Source organism: Litorivivens sp., from assembly GCF_057445395.1.
Map to the genome: position 1 here is coordinate 14,308 of NZ_JBVBUV010000023.1, position 17,082 is coordinate 31,389.

The following is a 17,082-nucleotide window of genomic DNA, read 5'->3' on the forward strand; positions in this document are numbered from 1 at the left end:
TCTCGTGGCAAAAAATCCTTACGGTCAAACCAAGCAACGCAACAGGAAATTCGAAGACCCTGTGAATTCCGCTTGCCATCCAGCAGCTAACCCTCCCAAACGGCTTAGGGCTCGGTGGATTGCACTGCTGTTAATCGCCCTGCCCTTTGCCCTTCTTATAGCCATCGTGTACGAAGCGGAGACATCCACGCTACAAGCCCGCTGGCTGACACGCTTTGCCAGTACCTTAAGTTATAAAGTTGAACCAGGGCCAACCGACGCCGTGCTCTATCCCCATGAGGGGCCATTTGACGACCGCTTGGGATACATCCGCTTGCCGCGAATGATTGGGAGGTTACAAGATGGCGGGGGCATGCGGGTTGAAGAACAGGCTGTCTTCTCGCCGGCGTTACTGCGTTATGCCCAGTCCGGGTTGTTTCCGCCATTCCGCGAAAAATCACGTGCCGGTCTGACAATCATCGATGAGCAACAGCAAGCCCTGTTTCAGTATAGATATCCGCGACGTGGTTATGATGACTTCGAACAAATACCCAATCCGGTGACACAGTCATTACTGTATATCGAAAACCGATATTTGCTTAAAGAAAAACACACTCAAGCAAACCCGGTGGTCGATTGGGGGCGTTTCCTAAAGGCGGCGATATTCAAGGTGGGTGACGCGATGAACGTCGATACACCCGCTGCCGGTGGAAGTACACTAGCGACACAGATTGAAAAGTTTCGCCACTCAGAGGATGGCCTTACTACGTCGATCTCCGAGAAGCTCCGTCAGATAGCGTCCGCCAGTGTTCGAGTGTATCAGCAGGGAATAGATACCTATCCCGCCAGACGCCAATTGGTGCTGGATTATCTCAATACGGTACCACTCGCGGCGGCTCCCGGCTTTGGCGAGGTCAATGGTCTGGGAGACGGACTGCATGTTTGGTTTGGTGCTGACTTTGATCGAACGAATGATCTGCTGATGTCTGTCGACCCGGAGTCGGAGGTGCTTGAGGGGCAAGGTTTGGCGTTGCGTCAGGTGATGGCGCTAATGATAGCCCAACGCCGTCCCACATATTATTTGCTTCAGAACCGGGACGACTTGAACCAGCTTACCGATGCCCACTTGCGATTGCTCGGTCGCAAGGGTGTGATTGGACTCGAACTTATGGAAGATGCCCTGGCCCAGCCATTGGTCTTTCGGAATTTCCGAATGGCACCGGCCGCGCAGGTCAACGAGACCAACAAAGGGGCGAACGCAATTCGTAACCGCTTGGTATCCCAGCTCGGCATACCTCTCTACGCACTAGATCGTTTGGATCTGAATGTCTTTACAACCCTGGATAAAGACCTACAGCAAAAGATTACCGCGCATTTGCGCAATCTGCGGGACGAGTCGGTTGCACGACAAAATGGCCTGGTTGGGGAATACCTGCTGCGACCTGGACAGAGCACAGAGCTGCGGTACAGCTTTACCCTGTTTGAGCGTTCAGGGGATCGCAACCGGGTGCGCGTACAGACCGATAACACAGATATACCCTTCGATATAAATGAAGGTAGTAAACTGGAATTAGGCTCTACCGCTAAACTTCGGGTGCTTGCTACCTATCTGGAGGTTATAGCCGAACTGCATCAGCGCTTTGCCGGTGCAGCTACCGAGCAATTGATGTTAATGAGAGATCCCGGCCGCGACGCACTGTCGCGCTGGGTACTAGAGCAGTTGATTGCAACGCCTGAACTGAGCTTGTCGTCGCTTTTGGAGGGCGCTCTTGAGCGGCGTTATTCTGCGAGTCCGGCGGAAGGATTTTTTACCGGCGGCGGACGCCATACTTTCGGCAACTTCAAACCTGAAGACAATGCGCGGGCGCCCACGGTCCGCGAAGCATTGCAGGATTCAGTCAACCTGCCTTTTGTCCGAATGCTTCGCGATATAGCCAATTACATCACTTATTTGCAATGGAATGATGTAGATCGGGTGCTTAAAGACGACAGCGACACTCGTCGCAAAGAAATGCTGACGCGATTTATCGACCGGGAAGGTTCGGTCTTTCTTTGGCGCTTCTGGGTAAAGTATCAGGGTAAGCCTAGCCAGGAACGCCTGGATACCTTTCTTGCCGGTATTCAGCCGACGCCGGTCCGCTTGTCAGTCGTGTATCGATACCTGTTTCCAGAAGGCAGCGCGACGGATCTGGCAGCCTTTCTGAGTGAACGTATGCCGCAGACCGACGTATCGGATGCGCAAGTTGAGCGCCTGTACAAACAGTATTCGGCGGATGCCTATAGCCTGCAAGATCAGGGTTATCTGGCCAAGGTGCATCCTCTGGAGCTTTGGCTGCTGGGTTATCTTGAGAATAATGAGGGGGCAACCTTTAAGACCCTGCTGGACGAAAGCAAGGAACAACGGCAGCAAGTATATAATTGGCTAATGCGTACCAAGGCCAAGAATGCTCGAGACAGCCGAGTACGTACCATGTTGGAACTGGAGGCGTTTACAGAAATCCATCGACGCTGGAAGCAGTTGGGTTATCCCTTCGATCAATTAGTACCGTCGTTGGCGAGTGCGCTGGGAAGTTCAGGTGACCGGCCTGCAGCGCTGGCGGAACTGATGGGTATTATTCTCAATGATGGCAAGCGCTTGCCGACTTATCGGGTCAATAGGCTGCAGTTCGCCGAGGACACTCCTTACGAAGTGAGCCTGACCTATGTTCCTCCGACGCCAACCCAAGTAATGCGGCCGGAAGTTGCTCATGCTTTAAAAGTTGCGTTGGCCGACGTAGTCAACAAGGGCACTGGCCGACGTTTGCAGGGCGTATTTCGTCATATCGATGGAACGGCCCGCGTCTCAGGCGGTAAAACCGGTACCGGTGATAATCGCCTGGTGACAACGTCCGCCGGGGTAAAGCATAAATCCCGCGCGCTAAGCCGCACCGCCACGCTGGTGTTCTATATTGGTGATAACCACTTCGGCACGCTGACGGCCTTTGTGCCCGGCAGTGAAGCAAAGGATTTCAAATTCACATCAGCTTTGCCGGCTCAGGTATTAAAGGGCTTAGCGCCGATTCTTGAACCGTATCTTCAAAAGCCGGAGTTTGAGCAGGCAGCACAGGCAAAGATCGAACCGGAACAAGTCAAACCGGAACGAGTCGAACAGGAACAAGTCGAGCAGGAACAAGTCGAACAGGAACGTTTGCATACTAATCTAGTAGAGAGCGAGCACGCCGCCCAAGAGAGTGCAAGGAGCTCGGCTCAGCAGGAGACTGAGCCGGCGGCTATCCCAGCAGGAAAGCCGATCCGAAAAGGACCCAGACGACAGCCATTCGAGAGCGGTCGCTAGAACTCGCTAGGTCGGTCGGTACGATAAACTCCCGAAACGTTTCGCCCTGATGTTTATGGCGGTCGGGTCTGATAGTTTCTGGTTTCGAAGGCCGCTCAGCGAGCAGCCTGCGGTAAAGCAATCTTCGGCGCCCACTCCAGCCAGCGCGACTCAACAGAATCATTCAGTCTGAACACGGTGCCTGCGGGAACAATGGGTTCCTTGACGGCCTCCTCGGGCGTGGCAAAAGCGATCCCACCCTCAAGCAGTGATTCAATGGATTTACTGCGGATATTGGCGCCACTGAACAAACCGACATTCACGGCCACGCCACTGGCATTCCAGAAGCGGGTGCCGCGACGGATAAGCGCGGTATATCGTGGATGTATATTTATGTGAATCAGCGTTTTGGTTGAATCTGGTGCCAACTCAAAGTCGAAGACCTCGCCCACCGGAATGTCTCGGTAAAACACCTTGTTGCCGGCTTTGATTGAGCCGCGTTGCGACGCCGTTAATATCAGGTTCAGTCCGGTTTCGGGTTTGCGTAGTGCCGGTTGACTGTCCAGCGCGACAAAATGACGTTTTGGTTTACCCTCCCCTGGCCGCACGATGATATAACTGCCTGTAACCAGTGTTTCTAGGTTGCGCGTGCCAACAAGTCCGAGCTGTGGTTTTACCAGCCAGAATTCGCTGCCGCTGCGGGCCAACCCCTTGGCTGAAGGCGACAATCGCGCCTTGACGTTTACCCCGTGCAGATTTTCGTCCAGCTCGACGGCGTACACTTCCCCTACCTTGATGCCTTGATATTTCAGCTCAGTCCCTTTGTTCAGGCCGCTACCAGAGTTGAAATGCAAGCTGATATCCAGTGAGTCGTCGACCAGGGTGCTTTCATAGTTTGTGTGCAGCGTGTATTTCAGGCCTTCCCATGCGGCTTGGGGATTGGCTATCTCCGGTGTACGAAAAGCGATACCACCGGCAACGATGGTGGAGAGAGATTCAGTCGCGATATCAAAACCACCCAGGTTGCCGCTGATTGAGATGCCGCTGGCATTCCAGAATAGCGAGTGACGTTGCAGGAGGTGCGCGTAGCGCTGGTGGATGAAGACGCCGATATTGACGCCGCGTGGGTCGAGCTCAACATGCTCTACCTGGCCGACGGCAATTTTGCGATAGAAAACTTTACTGCCAACGCTAATGGAACCAGGTTCCTCACTGCGCAATGTGACACGTAGTCCCGGATCCTGGATTTTTTGTTCTGGCGGTTTGGCTAACCCGGTGTAGCGCTTTTGAGGACTGCCACCCTCTCCCGCTACCTTCATAGCGACGTAGGGTCCACCAATAAGCGCATCAATGCCTCGTATACCTTCGGTAGAGACTTCGGGTTTTACTATCCAGAATTGGGTGTCGGCATTCAGGTAGGTATTGTAGGGAGCTTTTATCTCCAAGCGAACTTCTGCACCTTTCGCCGGGAAGTTGTCAACAAAATGCCAGTTGAGTACCCGCCCTACATCCATGCTGTTCAAGCGAACTTTGCTGCCGCTATCCAGGCCGTCAGGGTTCTGAAAGTACACAGTAATGACGCGACTGCCCGCTGCTTTTTCTTTGGTTGCGAAAAGCGTGAAGGTCGCGTCATCCTCGATGGGTTCAGCGTTTTTATCCGGTGTGTCAATTACGACGCCGCCTACAAGAATACTGGCAAAGGAGCCTACATCGACCTCGACGCCTTGTAGACCTGCATTCACTTTGATGCCACTTTGCCGCCAGAAACGGGAACTTCGATTTATCAGGTGACTGTAGACCGGATCAACCCGGGCGACGATTTCCACGCCGTGGTCGGTTAGCTGGAAGCCTTCGATGTCGCCAACGTCAATCTGCTGGTAAAGCAGTGGAGCTCCCACGGCTAATGAGCCAAGGCTGTCAGCTTCCAGACGCAGGCGTAGGCCAGGCATGGTGCGAGCCAGTGGTGGCGGCCCGAGCAAAGCCTCAAAGTTACTGGCGGGTTTGCCGTCGCCCGGCTTGAAGCTTATGTAGTTACCTTCAACGAGGGTGTCCAAGCCAGATACGCCCGAGAGGGAAATCTGTGGTTGTACCAGCCAGAACTGCGTTTTTTCCCGAATCAGCGGTTCAATTTGGCGGCTGAGCTCGAGAGTTACCGTAACGCCTTTCAGATCATCGTCGAGCTGCAGATTGGTTACCTCGCCCACATTGATGCCCTGATACACGACGGGCGTTTTGCCTACGGTAATGCCGCTGCCATTGTTAAAAGAAACGGTAACTTCCAGGCCATGCTCAATCAGGTTTTTATACATTAACCAGCCGGAGAGGGCGACGGCGATGAGCGGCAAAAGCCAGATCGCGGAAATGCCTTTCTTGGGCTTTTCGGTGGCAGACGGCAGGTTGGTTTCATTCATGTTCCAGGTCCCAAAGTAGGCGTGGGTCAAAACTGCTGGCGGCAAGCATGGTCAATACCACGACTGCGCCGAAAGCTACTGCTGCCGGCCCGCTTTCCACGTTGGCGATATTTCCCAGATGTACGAGGGTAACCAGGATGGAAATCATAAAGAGATCCAGCATCGACCAACGTCCTATAAAGTGGATAAAACGGTATAGCACGGTGCATTGAAATTTGCTGAGTGACAAGCGCCACTGGACCACCAGCATAAGAATAACGAGAATGACCAGTTTTGCTACCGGCACTGCAATACTCGCGATAAATACGATCATTGCAATGGCGCGTAAATCCGCTTCCCAGAGAGCGATTACGCCAGACATGATGGTGTCCGGGTCGCCTTGGCCAAAGCTCACTACGGTAAGAATGGGTAGAACATTGGCCGGTATTAAGAGTCCGATAGCGGCCAGCGTATAGGCCCAACTCGTTTCCAAGCTCCGGGGTTTGCGCATGGTCACCGGGTTATCGCACCGTGGGCAGTGTGTTTGGTGGCGCTTTCGGCTTGCGGGCAGGTGACAGAGTTTGCCGCACATGCCGCAGCGGGCAATGCCATGGGCACGGGCAGTGTCAGTCATGCGCTGGACTCCTGTTCCCACTGCTGCCAGGCTTGTTCTTCGCGGAAATACTGGTTGCAAACAATGACAGTTAACAACAATAGAGCAAAGCACCAGCTACCGCTGCCGATAACGACCTCACCGTCGTCTATCATCTTTACATAGGCCACGATGATACCCATGGCGTAGACCTCAAGCATGCTCCAGCCCTGCATCCAGCGGTGCCACTTCATCCACTGGGGAAAATTGCTGGGAAAGCGCCGCTGCCGCTGCCACAGGCTGATGGCGAATACACACAGTAGGTGTAGCAGCGGCGCGACTATAGAGCACAGTAGCACCAGCAGTGCCAGCATCTGCTCCCCTTCTGTCCACAACCGGCCGATACCACCGAGTAGAGAATTGCTGCCTTTTTGCCCAACCATTGTCAGTTTGAGAATCGGTAGGGTGATGGCCGGTATAAATAGGATAAGACCGCTGAGGGCTGCGCATAACACGATATCGCTGGAGTGTTTGCCCACGCCCCACAACAGCGCATTGCAGCGAGGGCAATGTCCCTCCTTATCGTCGGCGCGTGGCTGGTTCTGCAATAAGAGATCGCATTCAGGACAGGCCAGCAGGCCAGGATGTTGCGTGGGGGCTGTGTGCATTAGCGCATTGTAATGAAGATCTGAGCTCAGCGCACTGGCAGAGTTGCGTAAAAATACAGCTAGTTCAATAACTTGGAGGGTGTGCTTGAAAGTGTTGCGCGGTGTGAGCTGGGGCGCAAAGTGGTGTACTTTTATATTGATGACAGTACAATGACATTAAATATTGGCGCCACATCTGAATCGTAAACCAAGGTGAAGACTATGAACCAAGCTGCCGGCACGGGCTGCCCCATACATGACAATGTCGATCGTCGAAAATCTGCGCCTCTGGCTCTGGCCAACACACACCCAGACGAAGGCGCCCACTGGGTCAAGAATCCGCTTCTGGCCAGAATGATTCTGCGTAACAAGACAGCCACCCAGGCAGGTGCTGGCGCCGACATGCTCAAATATAAGAACCCCGAGCAAATGCCGGTATTCTTTCTCGACGGGGAAGAACATGCCAAGAAGCGGCGCAAAACGCTGAGATTTCTCTCGCCCAAGGCGATCTCAGATCAGCACTACAAGGTAATGGAGCAGAAATCCCGCGAGTTGCTGGATGCTTTCCAGGCACAAGGCCGCGGCGTTTTGGAGGATATTAGCTTTGATCTGGCAATTGAGGTTGTGGGTGAAATTATAGGGCTTACCGAGAGCGACCAGCGCGGTCGCGCAAAACGCATTCAGAATGTGCTGAGCGCGAGCATTTCCAAGGCCAGCAATAATCCGTTGTCCATATTCTGGTTGAATTTACGTCGGGCGTTCCACACGGGGATTTTCTTTTGGTTTGATGTGCGTCCGGCGATTGAGGCGCGTAAGCAGCACCCTAAAGACGATGCGATCACCTTCTTTATAGATGAAGGATATACCAATACGGCAATCATTGTGGACTGTTTGACTTATGGTACAGCCGGCATGATCACAACCCGCGAATTTATTGTGATGGCTGCATGGTACTTGTTTGAAGATCTCGACCTTCGAAAGCGTTTTCTCGCTGGTGACTCACAGGATCAGCTGGCCGTTCTGATGGAAATTCTGAGGTTGGAACCGGTTGCCGCGATGATTCATCGCCGAGTCGCGGAGGAAGTCGACGGCGTTGCAGACAAGCCGCTGCCACCCGGTGAGAAGTATGGCATTGATATTCGTGCCTCGAATACAGATGAGGCTTTGGTCGGCGAGTGCCCTTTTGCGGTAGACCCAGATCGTGCAAAACGTCTTAAAGAAACTGGTCGGTACATGAGCTTTGGGGATGGGCCGCACGCCTGTCCTGGCTGGCAGGTTGCGCTGCATGAGACACGTATTTTTCTGACGATGCTGTTTCAGGTCCCCGGTCTGAAACTGGAGCGTGAGCCAGATATTGGCTGGAATGATCAGGTGAAGGGCTATGAGTTGCGCAATGCCGTCATTACTTGCGAAAAAACACCCTGACGGTCTGCGGTAGAGCAAAGCGGCCCGCGGACATACTCTTCAGACGACGTATAGGGGTGAGCTGCTTTGCCAAACTCAGCGCTTGGACGGCAAGTGCTGTAATGCTATTTCAGACAATCCAGCCAGTCATGCCAGCGATCGGCATTGGACGGGTAGGCAGGATGATTAAACCGCCCGGCTTTTATGCCGGGACCAAGATCCACTACGTCAATAGATTCAAGTTGATCTGCATAAGTCTGGCGCTGTTCGTCGCGGACGCAGGCAACGCTATTGGGTGTCCACAATCCCGATTCCATCAGTCGCTTGATGTGCGTGTCTACATCAGCGATCGCGAGCGTTTCGCGAAACAGATACAAACTACTATTGGTCGTGTCATCCGGATCAAAAAACACTTCGCACGTTAAAAAAAGCCCTGACATTTTATCAAATTTTGCACGTAAAACCCCGTCGCCATGCGTTGGGGATGTAGAGCGCGGCTGGCGCAGCCAGCCCCTGTAGAATACTTGCTCCAAACAAATTGCTGTGTAAACATACAGTATGGCTAAGCTAACGAAAACACTGTCAGTGAGAGTTAAAGATCGGCACGCAAAAGCGTTGATCCGGCAGGCTAACGCAGTGAATTTCGTTTGGAATTACATAAATGATTTAAGTCATCGCTCAATTCGTGAGCGTGGAAATTTTCTTTCAAAATACGATTTCCACCCTTACACTGCTGGCGCCGGAAAAGAGCTTGGTCTACATAGCCAAACCCTGCAATGTATTGCTGCTGAATATGTTAAATGCAGGATCAAGGCCAAAAAGGCAAGGCTCAGGTGGCGCAACTCAAGAGGCGCAAAAAGAAGTCTTGGCTGGATTCCAATTAACACCGGTGCTGCATCATGGAAAAGCGGACAAGTCTACTTTAACGGTAATCACTACAAGGTTTTTGATAGTTACGGCCTGAGCCAGTATAAATTTAGGACTGCTTGCTTTTCCGAAGATGCACGAGGGCGCTGGTATTTCAATGTCGTTGTTGATGCTGAGTTTGAAAGAAGCGAGGGAAAATCGGCAACCGGAATCGATTTGGGTTGCAAAAAAGCTGCAACGGACTCAAGCGGGCATGTTCTTGTTGGGCGCGAATACAGGAAGCTTGAAGAAAAATTAGGCAATGCTCAACGTGCAAGAAAGACGAAGCGCGTTAGGGCAATTCACGCAAAAATCAAAAACTGTAGAAAAGATGGACAACATAAATACAGCCGCAAATTAGTAAATGAAAATGCGGCTATTTTCGTTGGCAACGTATCGAGCACCGGCCTAGTAAAAACCAAACTGGCGAAATCTGTTTTGGATGCAGGCTGGGGCCAACTCAAAACCATGCTGGAGTACAAGTGCACTATGGCAGGCGTGGTTTTTGAAGTAGTCAACGAAGCACACTCCACCGTAACCTGTAGCGACTGTAACAAGCGCACTGGCCCTAGTGGTCAGGAAGATTTGCGAATAAGAGAATGGACTTGCTGTGAGTGTGGAGTCACGCATCAGCGCGATGGTAACGCATCGAAGAACATTCTCGCGTCTGGACTCGGACGTCTCGCTGGAGGAAAGGTAGCGGCCTAGTGCCGCCCTGGGCTTAAGCCTGTAATGGGTTTAGGGAATCCCCTTCGCCATGCGGAGGGGAGGAGGTCAAAGCCTGTCGGTCGTAAAACGGAAAACTCGAACAAAACGGCAATCTGACCTAGGGATCACCGTTTTGTGTCGATAGTGGGGAGTGAATCAGAGTGAAATGCCGAGCAGGTTGTCCCGCTGCTCCATCGTGATTTCCGCGCAGTAGCCGTAATCAACTGGAATATTGCAGCCGCTGATAAAGCCGGCAAGTTTGCTGTTGATTGCCACCAGCGCATGCCCCATGTCTGTACCGGTAGCAAAGTCGCCGTTGCTTGGGCAGAACAAGCTGGTCACGTCCTTGCCTACACCGGCAGAATTGAGGTTATCCATAAAGGCTGACTGTGTCGGGGATGGTGCGATGCAGTTGATGCGCTTGTGTTGTTTTGCCAGCTCACCAGCCATCTGCATGGTATAAACGATAATGCATTGCTTGGAAAAGCCATAGGCGTCGGCTTCGCCGAGTTCGTTCTCGGCTTTTAGCCAGTCGGAGGCGGCTTCGAAGGATTCCAGTGCCAGGAAGGACTTCACGGTGTCCAGGTTGGCGCGCCACCCCATGCCAGCGGTAGAGGCAATTGATGCGATACCTCCCCCCTGCGCTATGCGTGGCAGCAGCTGTTCTGTCAGGTAGCGCAGCCCGACGAAATTGATCATGATCGTCTCGTAGGCCGGTGTGGGGGGATGAGGAACCCCGGCGCAATTGAACAGCCCGTATATAGAATCGGGCAGCTCCAGCAGCGCTGCATCAATCGATGCCTTATCCATGATATTGACCCTGAGTGCCTTGGTGACCGGAGCGCTGACTTCACCGATGTCCAGAGCATAGACATTCGCCCCGGCTTCAATCAGCAGTTCGGTTGCGGCCGCGCCCATGCCGGACGCGGCACCCGTAATAACCACATTCTGGTCTTTGTAGCCAAGGATATTGTCCATGGGTATTCCTGTCTCTTGTCACGTTGTTGTTTAATAAATCCGGTTCTGCGGGCCTGATTGGCGTCCCGCTTAGCGGAAAATACCGGTTCTGCAAATAGGCGCCGAGCCATCATGTAGTGGATGTGACTGGCAGTTTTGGTTGTTATGGGGTGTAGCCTACCAAGCTTCCCTTGCGGTGGTAAATAGCTATTTAGATAATAGTAACTTTATATTACCTAATATGCGGTAGATCGAACTACGTTAGTATCTGCTGGGTGTGCGTGTGAGTATCGCGGGGTACCTGGTCGGCAAGCTAGATTTCACTGGGCGTAGATTTCACCTACTATGTAACGCGATTTTCGGGGTGGACGCGGAGGCTGCCGCCTGATGTTGTCATGCCAACAGCTATAAAAAGGTAATCAGGATATTGAAAAAGGTCCAACCGGGAACATCGCCTGCGGCACGTTCTACCTATGACAAGATAATGAACGCCGCTGCTGAATGCATGTTACAGAACGGCTACCGTGATACCCGCATGACTGTGGTAGCGGATATGAGCGGAATATCACGTGCGGCCCTATACAAGTACTTTCCAACGAAGGATTCGCTGCTTCTGGAGCTGAACAGGAAAGTGCTTGAAGAGGCACAGGAAGACTCGCGACGCTTGTCTGCTAGCAAAGCGCCTGCGCTGGAGGTCATACGGGAATGGCTGCTCAAGTATCTCAATACCGAGCAGGCCGGGTTTGTTCGGGCTGTTATGATTGATGATGCGCAGCAGGTGCTGATTCAGGGACAGGAGGCCACCGAAGCCACGCTCAACGATGTAAAAAAAGCCCTAGTGAAAGTTTTGCGGCGTGGCATCAAGTCGGGTGAAATACGAGATGATATCAAGCCTGCTGATACTGCTCATATGCTGCAGGGGGTTGTGTTCAGTGTGAAGCGAAATTATCTGTCGACTCGACCGGTGATTGATCTGCGGGAGCAGAAGTATCGTACCCTGCTCGTAGAGACCATCAGCGCCGGTCTGCGTTCGGGTAATCGCGACTAACTAAAGGCTGCCACCCATCAAATGCGTCGCGAGGTCGATCAGCAACAGCGTAATCATCCCCACGAATGAGGCTTCGATAAATACGCGACCGATACTCCAGCGCTCTCCGTCGCTGTCTTCGTCCATGCGGTACAGGTTGGGGAAGGCAACGACAAAATAGAGCGCATAAAACAGTGAGCCGGTTACCAGCATGGCGTCTAGGTCTTCATACCAGACGTTGGAGAAGTCGTTGTCGGCAATAACAAAGTAAAAATAGGTTTCTCCCCATGCCCAGAATAGGGAGATCAGCCCGACAATGGCAAACCAGGTCAGCGTGCGAACCGCGCCCGAAGTCCAGGCCTCACTCAGGGTCCGGATGCGTCGCATCACAATAATGGCCGAAACATGGTAGACCGTGAAAAACACAACGGAATTGAAATACATAGAGGGCGGTACTTTCTGGTAGCCGGCCAGTGCTGTTGCTTCATCAGGCCCGACGAGCGCACTGTCTAGATAAAGAGTTACTTCTGGGAAGCGGTAGCGCAACCCAAGCACTTCGAAAAAGTATTCGGTATGAAAGTATGTGGCGATAACGACCCACCAAAACATGTACAGATTAAATTTGAACCAGTAGCTTTGGTGCCAGGGGATACCACTGTTGCGGCGAAGAAACCACGGTAGCAGGACACAATACGGAATCCACATCAGAACATTCTGCATGATATTCCAGAATGTGCCGGTATTAAGCCAGCCCATCTGTACCATTGCCATGTTGTAAACGAACCAGAACGGGATAACAGTAAGAAGGAATTTTTCGGCCCACGCTTTGTCGGGATTGGGTGAAAACCAGTAGCCGGGAAGCGGTTTAGTGGTGGGTTTGACGTCGGCCATAACACAAACTCCTGTTATTTTGATTCTGTTATATGCGCTGTAATTGGGAATCGTCAGGCGCAGTGAGGATAAGGTGAGTATACATATAATGCATAATATGTATACTATAAAATGACGCGTGCGGCTGGCACTTGGCCACAACCGCTGCCTGATTTCAGACGAAGGATGCGCCATATTCATGGTAGAAGCAGAAACTACAATACCTGTAAAAACGCTGGTTACCGGTGCCACCGGTTTGGTTGGCGTGCACACAGTGGCCGAACTCGTCAGCCACGGGATGGGGGTGCGGGTGCTGGTCCGCAGTCGGGAGAAGCTGCTTCATTGTCTTGAGCCGTTCAATATTACGACTGAGTTGGTTGAGATTGTCGAGGGAGATATCAGTAATACGTCAGCGCTTGCATCGTATATTGACGGTTGTGATGCATTGGTACATTGCGCAGGTATTTTCTCAAATGACCTCTCAGACCGTTCAAAGTTGCAGAAAATTAACGTGGATGCCACCCGGAACATTCTGACTCAAGCGCACCAACAAAAATTAGACCCCATAATTTACCTGTCGAGTTATCTAGCCCTTTTCCCACCGGACGGAAATATTATGACTGGCGACGATACGGTAAAGTCGCCCCGCGCCATGTATGCCGGCACCAAGGCTGAAGCGGAGCGCATCGCCCGTACCCTGCAGGACCAAGGAGCGCCGGTTGTCTCGGTCTATCCTGGCTCAATTCAGGGCCCGAACGATCCAACTTACGGTATAGGCTCGCAGTTGCTGGAGCAGGCGGTGAAAACGCGAAAAATGCTGGTAACAGAGGGGGGGCGCGGGTTTACCGATGTGCGTGATCTTGCCCAGCTTATTCGCAAGGCGCTGGTGAAAGGCCGGGGCGCAAAGCGCTATATGTTTGGTGGCTACTTTCTTGAGCATCGCGAAGTTCTCCAGCTCCTTGCAAATCTAAGTGGCAGAGACATAAAGCCTATCAACGTACCCGGATCTGTGTTGCGCGGCATAGGGAGCACTATCGATCTGCTTTCAAAACTCACGGGGAAAAGTTATATGCTCACGCGTGAAGCTGCTGAGGTGCTGACACGCAGTGTGCCCTGCGATGACTCGCCTGCCATTGACGAGCTGGAGCTGGAGCTGGTGGGTTGTGAGAAGTCCTTCAGTGATTTGCTGTCTTGGATGAAGTCCTCAGGCAAACTTCGCTAGTAAGTGTTTGAGACAGGCGCCGCGCTCCTTATTCTGCTGGCGCCTGTTGTAATTCACTCGTTACTTCATTGATTGCTTCTTCCAGTGGTATCAGCATCGCGGCGGCGCGCGGATAGCCCGCGTACTGCGCAATAAAGATCAGTAACTCGCGGGCTTCGTCCGGTGTCATCTCTTTTCGCTTGAGAGAGGCTTTGATCTGGATTTTGAAAGTAGTGTTTTCGCCTTTTTCCGCAATAATGCCCAGTAGTAATATGCGTTTGTCTCGCATTGACAAGATGTCGCGTGTCCAGACTTCTGCGAAAAGCTGTTCCAGCATGACGTCAGTGAATGCATAGCCTTCTTCTGGGACGACCACGTCGCCGGCATAAACATCTTTAATCATAGCCTCGCCGCGTTCGCGGCGCGTAGGGTCACTCATAGTATTCTTTTTTCTCTCAGTGTGTATTTTATTTAGCCGAGAGCACATCACACTTACTACGCTCGAGACTATCTCCTATCGTAGTCCCGGTAGATGTCAGACGCGGCAAATAACGAAATTGTGGCGGGCCTTGTTTGCGACATATTTGTTGTAAATTGCAGGGGCCTTCCGCAATATATCATAAAACATTTCTAATGCAATTTGATGGGTTTTTGCTTATTCCGCTTGGTAAGATAATCACAATCAGTATACGCACGGAGTACCTAGACACGTGCTTCCGTCTTTTAGCATGGGTAGTCGAGCGACGCCCGATATCAACAATCGATCGGCGTGAAAACTGGTGTGTTGCTTGTACCGCGCAATATGGTGTTAGGCCGCTGTTGTAGCTGGAATTGCGATCAAATCGCTGGTATTACCTCCGCCGACTGGCTAATATCCTGCGCACATTACGTATTTACATGCTCTTGAAATCAGGACTACCGTTATTTAGGTGCGTTATTCACTTCCTCTAGCATTATTAGGTCTCACGGTCAGCATTGTCGCAAGCGTCTTGTTGTGGCGTGATCTTGCTGAAGTGCACCAGTCGCTGGACGCCAAGACTCCGCATATTATCGATGTTCGTTTCAGTCAATTTATGGCTCTGCATCACCGACAGGCAATCGCGATGTCTCAACTGTTACTTGATGGCCAAGCCACTGGTTTGAGTGGGCTTGCAAAGCGTATTGCCAGTAGTCAGTTGGTGGAGTTGGGCGAGATGCAGGGGTGGTTGAGGCTGTGGGAGCAGCCCTTCGAACCCGACTTGGATGACATGACCTGGATGCTACTCGGCCAACAACCTTACAATGATGAGCTGTTACAGTATTTGGTTGACTGTGGGAACGCGCCGGAGGGAATGCCGGGACTGGCCACTTCAGAACAGTTGATACAGTTGCGCGAATTAACGGGGATCGAGCGAGATATACAGTATCTGCGCCTGATGTTAGCCCATCACGAGGGTGGTCTGCCCATGGCGAGGTTTGCATCCGAGGAGGCAACGCTGCCGCCGGTGCGACGCTTGGCGCGCCAGATTGTTTTGGATCAGGCGCGAGAAATTCAGCAGTTCACCCATATGCTAAATCAGGTTCAACCTGTTGCCACTGATAGAGCGCTGCAAGACGCAAGTGAACCGACACTGTGAGGATGCCAATGAAATACCTGCTTATACCGCCATTGTTCGCTCTGGTCACTACAATTACCGCGTGCAACTCCAGCAGTTCCAGCAGCGGCTCTGCTGGAGTCAACGTGCCTACAGAAACCAGGGTGGCAAGCTGTGGTCCGGGTTCGCAACCGGAAAGTGGTATGCAGGGGCGCGTGTCGCCCGAGGATCACGAAACAGGTCGCGCGGCGGCTGGCTTTACGTGTAATACCCAATTAGTCGGGCAATACACGGTACCTAATGCGATTGGCACTGTCGGCGGTTTCAAGGTTGAGCGCTATGTGGACTCGTCGGGCAATGAGTGTGCGTATTACGATAGCACTCTGCTGTTCCCTTCCAACGTGCTGGACCTAAACGTCGGTGTGAATGTATTGGATATGAGCGATCCAACAAACCCGACGCTGTCCACTCGGCTTGTAACGCCAGCGATGGATTCACCTCATGAATCTATGGTAGTTGCACAACAAGGCGGCATTCTGGCGGCGGTTCTGGGTAATCCAGCCTTTTACCCGGGCATTGTAGATGTTTACGATATATCTTCTGACTGTCTGAATCCTGCTTTGCAGGCGTCTGCTCCCGTAGGCTTCCTTGGACACGAGAGCGGTATCTCGCCAGACGGTAAAACGTTTTATTCAGCCTCTCCCGGCACGCCGACTCTCACCGCCGTCGATCTTTCCGTACCCTTTGCACCGGTTCCTATATGGAGAGGCAATTATACGTCCCACGGCCTGTCGATCAGTGACGATGGCAATCGCGCCTATCTGTCATCTGGAAATGGTAAAGGCGTGCTTATTCTGGATGTCTCTGAAATTCAGTCGCGCCAGCCTAATCCCCAGGTTCGCGAGATAGCATCGATTACATGGCCAAACCAGAGTATCCCCCAGAACGCGATCCCGTTTACCCGAGACGGTAAGCCCTATTTGCTTGAAATTGATGAATATTCCACGAACAACCCCGGCGAAGACAGCTCTGTGGCATCTCATGGTGAGTTCGTTGGTGCCGGACGCATCATCGATATTAGCGATGAGACGAACCCCAAGATCGTGTCCGATCTTCGACTGGAAGTGCACGAGCCTGAGAACCGTGCTGCCATCAAGGATGATCCGGGAGCTTCCAATATTACCGGGGGCTATGCGGGCCATTATTGCGACATACCCACACGCGTGAATCCAGATATTGCCGCCTGCAGTATGATTCTATCCGGGCTACGGATTTTTGATATACGCGATCCTGCCAACCCTAGAGAAGTGGCTTACTTCAATGCCCCCGTTCAACCGCGGATTATTACGCAGCCGGCGCCGGCCAGTAACTGGGCTATGTCCAAACCCGCTTTTGTTCCGGAGCGCAAGGAAATCTGGTACACCGATGGTTACAGCGGCTTTTACGTTGTACGGGTGACAAACGGCGCGTGGTGAACACGTGCCGTAAAAACAGTTAGACTTGGTTTTCCTCCA

At 52.4% G+C, this 17,082-nt stretch carries 14 protein-coding genes; 7 read left to right on the top strand and 7 right to left on the bottom strand.

Annotation, left to right across the window (positions count from 1 at the left end):
- Positions 1-61: 61 nt before the first annotated feature.
- Entirely contained in the window at positions 62-3,313 is a 3,252-nt protein-coding gene (locus AC222A_RS08855; RefSeq protein WP_486774865.1) for a transglycosylase domain-containing protein, read from the top strand.
- 95 nt (positions 3,314-3,408) lie between these two features.
- On the opposite strand, the gene AC222A_RS08860 is transcribed toward AC222A_RS08855, so the two are convergent.
- From AC222A_RS08860 to AC222A_RS08870, 3 genes are read right to left on the bottom strand one after another with little or no spacing between them, the layout of a single operon-like run.
- Positions 3,409-5,703: a PqiB family protein gene (locus tag AC222A_RS08860; protein ID WP_372810896.1), complete on the bottom strand. Its 2,295-nt coding sequence runs from the start codon at positions 5,701-5,703 to the stop codon at positions 3,409-3,411.
- On the bottom strand, positions 5,696-6,316 hold the full coding sequence (locus tag AC222A_RS08865) for a paraquat-inducible protein A (RefSeq protein ID WP_372758814.1): 621 nt from the start codon (positions 6,314-6,316) through the stop codon (positions 5,696-5,698). The genes AC222A_RS08860 and AC222A_RS08865 overlap by 8 nt, the downstream gene beginning before the upstream one ends.
- Positions 6,313-6,942, bottom strand: a complete 630-nt coding sequence (locus AC222A_RS08870; RefSeq protein ID WP_372758815.1) for a paraquat-inducible protein A — start codon at positions 6,940-6,942, stop codon at positions 6,313-6,315. Before AC222A_RS08870 ends, AC222A_RS08865 begins: the two co-directional genes overlap by 4 nt.
- A gap of 201 nt (positions 6,943-7,143) precedes the next feature.
- Here AC222A_RS08870 and AC222A_RS08875 point away from each other — a divergent pair, with 201 nt between their 5' ends.
- Positions 7,144-8,346, top strand: coding sequence for a cytochrome P450 (locus tag AC222A_RS08875; protein ID WP_372750296.1), 1,203 nt, complete (start codon positions 7,144-7,146; stop codon positions 8,344-8,346).
- A gap of 104 nt (positions 8,347-8,450) precedes the next feature.
- Here AC222A_RS08875 and AC222A_RS08880 read toward each other — a convergent pair whose 3' ends face one another.
- Positions 8,451-8,765: a hypothetical protein gene (locus AC222A_RS08880; protein WP_372764423.1), complete on the bottom strand. Its 315-nt coding sequence runs from the start codon at positions 8,763-8,765 to the stop codon at positions 8,451-8,453.
- Positions 8,766-8,883: 118 nt separating this feature from the next.
- Between AC222A_RS08880 and AC222A_RS08885 the strand changes: the two genes are divergently transcribed.
- Positions 8,884-9,939 carry an RNA-guided endonuclease InsQ/TnpB family protein gene (locus AC222A_RS08885; protein ID WP_372758817.1) on the top strand — a complete coding sequence of 352 codons (1,056 nt, stop codon included), beginning with the start codon at positions 8,884-8,886 and terminating at the stop codon, positions 9,937-9,939.
- A gap of 156 nt (positions 9,940-10,095) precedes the next feature.
- Here the strand turns inward: AC222A_RS08885 and AC222A_RS08890 are convergent, their stop codons facing one another.
- Complete coding sequence (locus tag AC222A_RS08890) at positions 10,096-10,917, bottom strand: SDR family oxidoreductase (RefSeq protein ID WP_372750164.1); 822 nt, start codon at positions 10,915-10,917, stop codon at positions 10,096-10,098.
- A gap of 463 nt (positions 10,918-11,380) precedes the next feature.
- Here AC222A_RS08890 and AC222A_RS08895 point away from each other — a divergent pair, with 463 nt between their 5' ends.
- Entirely contained in the window at positions 11,381-11,944 is a 564-nt protein-coding gene (locus AC222A_RS08895) for a TetR/AcrR family transcriptional regulator (protein WP_372781966.1), read from the top strand.
- Here the strand turns inward: AC222A_RS08895 and AC222A_RS08900 are convergent, their stop codons facing one another.
- A complete protein-coding gene (locus AC222A_RS08900; RefSeq protein ID WP_372759482.1) occupies positions 11,945-12,814 on the bottom strand; it encodes a hypothetical protein in 870 nt (289 codons plus the stop codon).
- A 178-nt stretch (positions 12,815-12,992) separates the two neighbouring features.
- Here AC222A_RS08900 and AC222A_RS08905 point away from each other — a divergent pair, with 178 nt between their 5' ends.
- Positions 12,993-14,015, top strand: a complete 1,023-nt coding sequence (locus tag AC222A_RS08905; protein WP_372759481.1) for an SDR family NAD(P)-dependent oxidoreductase — start codon at positions 12,993-12,995, stop codon at positions 14,013-14,015.
- 28 nt (positions 14,016-14,043) lie between these two features.
- Here the strand turns inward: AC222A_RS08905 and AC222A_RS08910 are convergent, their stop codons facing one another.
- The gene (locus AC222A_RS08910; RefSeq protein ID WP_372759480.1) at positions 14,044-14,433 is read right to left on the bottom strand and encodes a carboxymuconolactone decarboxylase family protein; all 390 of its coding nucleotides are present in this window, start codon (positions 14,431-14,433) and stop codon (positions 14,044-14,046) included.
- A gap of 553 nt (positions 14,434-14,986) precedes the next feature.
- Here AC222A_RS08910 and AC222A_RS08915 point away from each other — a divergent pair.
- The gene (locus AC222A_RS08915) at positions 14,987-15,610 is read left to right on the top strand and encodes a DUF305 domain-containing protein (RefSeq protein WP_486774866.1); all 624 of its coding nucleotides are present in this window, start codon (positions 14,987-14,989) and stop codon (positions 15,608-15,610) included.
- A 104-nt stretch (positions 15,611-15,714) separates the two neighbouring features.
- Entirely contained in the window at positions 15,715-17,043 is a 1,329-nt protein-coding gene (locus AC222A_RS08920) for an LVIVD repeat-containing protein (protein ID WP_372763770.1), read from the top strand.
- Positions 17,044-17,082 lie beyond the last annotated feature (39 nt).

Bases quoted from the DNA above. Each gene is read 5' to 3' on its own strand.
- AC222A_RS08860 (WP_372810896.1), bottom strand. From the start codon at position 5,703: ATGAATGAAACCAACCTGCCGTCTGCCACCGAAAAGCCCAAGAAAGGC.
- AC222A_RS08865 (WP_372758814.1), bottom strand. From the start codon at position 6,316: ATGACTGACACTGCCCGTGCCCATGGCATTGCCCGCTGCGGCATGTGC.
- AC222A_RS08870 (WP_372758815.1), bottom strand. From the start codon at position 6,942: ATGCACACAGCCCCCACGCAACATCCTGGCCTGCTGGCCTGTCCTGAA.
- AC222A_RS08875 (WP_372750296.1), top strand. From the start codon at position 7,144: ATGAACCAAGCTGCCGGCACGGGCTGCCCCATACATGACAATGTCGAT.
- AC222A_RS08880 (WP_372764423.1), bottom strand. From the start codon at position 8,765: ATGTCAGGGCTTTTTTTAACGTGCGAAGTGTTTTTTGATCCGGATGAC.
- AC222A_RS08885 (WP_372758817.1), top strand. From the start codon at position 8,884: ATGGCTAAGCTAACGAAAACACTGTCAGTGAGAGTTAAAGATCGGCAC.
- AC222A_RS08890 (WP_372750164.1), bottom strand. From the start codon at position 10,917: ATGGACAATATCCTTGGCTACAAAGACCAGAATGTGGTTATTACGGGT.
- AC222A_RS08895 (WP_372781966.1), top strand. From the start codon at position 11,381: ATGAACGCCGCTGCTGAATGCATGTTACAGAACGGCTACCGTGATACC.
- AC222A_RS08900 (WP_372759482.1), bottom strand. From the start codon at position 12,814: ATGGCCGACGTCAAACCCACCACTAAACCGCTTCCCGGCTACTGGTTT.
- AC222A_RS08905 (WP_372759481.1), top strand. From the start codon at position 12,993: ATGGTAGAAGCAGAAACTACAATACCTGTAAAAACGCTGGTTACCGGT.
- AC222A_RS08910 (WP_372759480.1), bottom strand. From the start codon at position 14,433: ATGAGTGACCCTACGCGCCGCGAACGCGGCGAGGCTATGATTAAAGAT.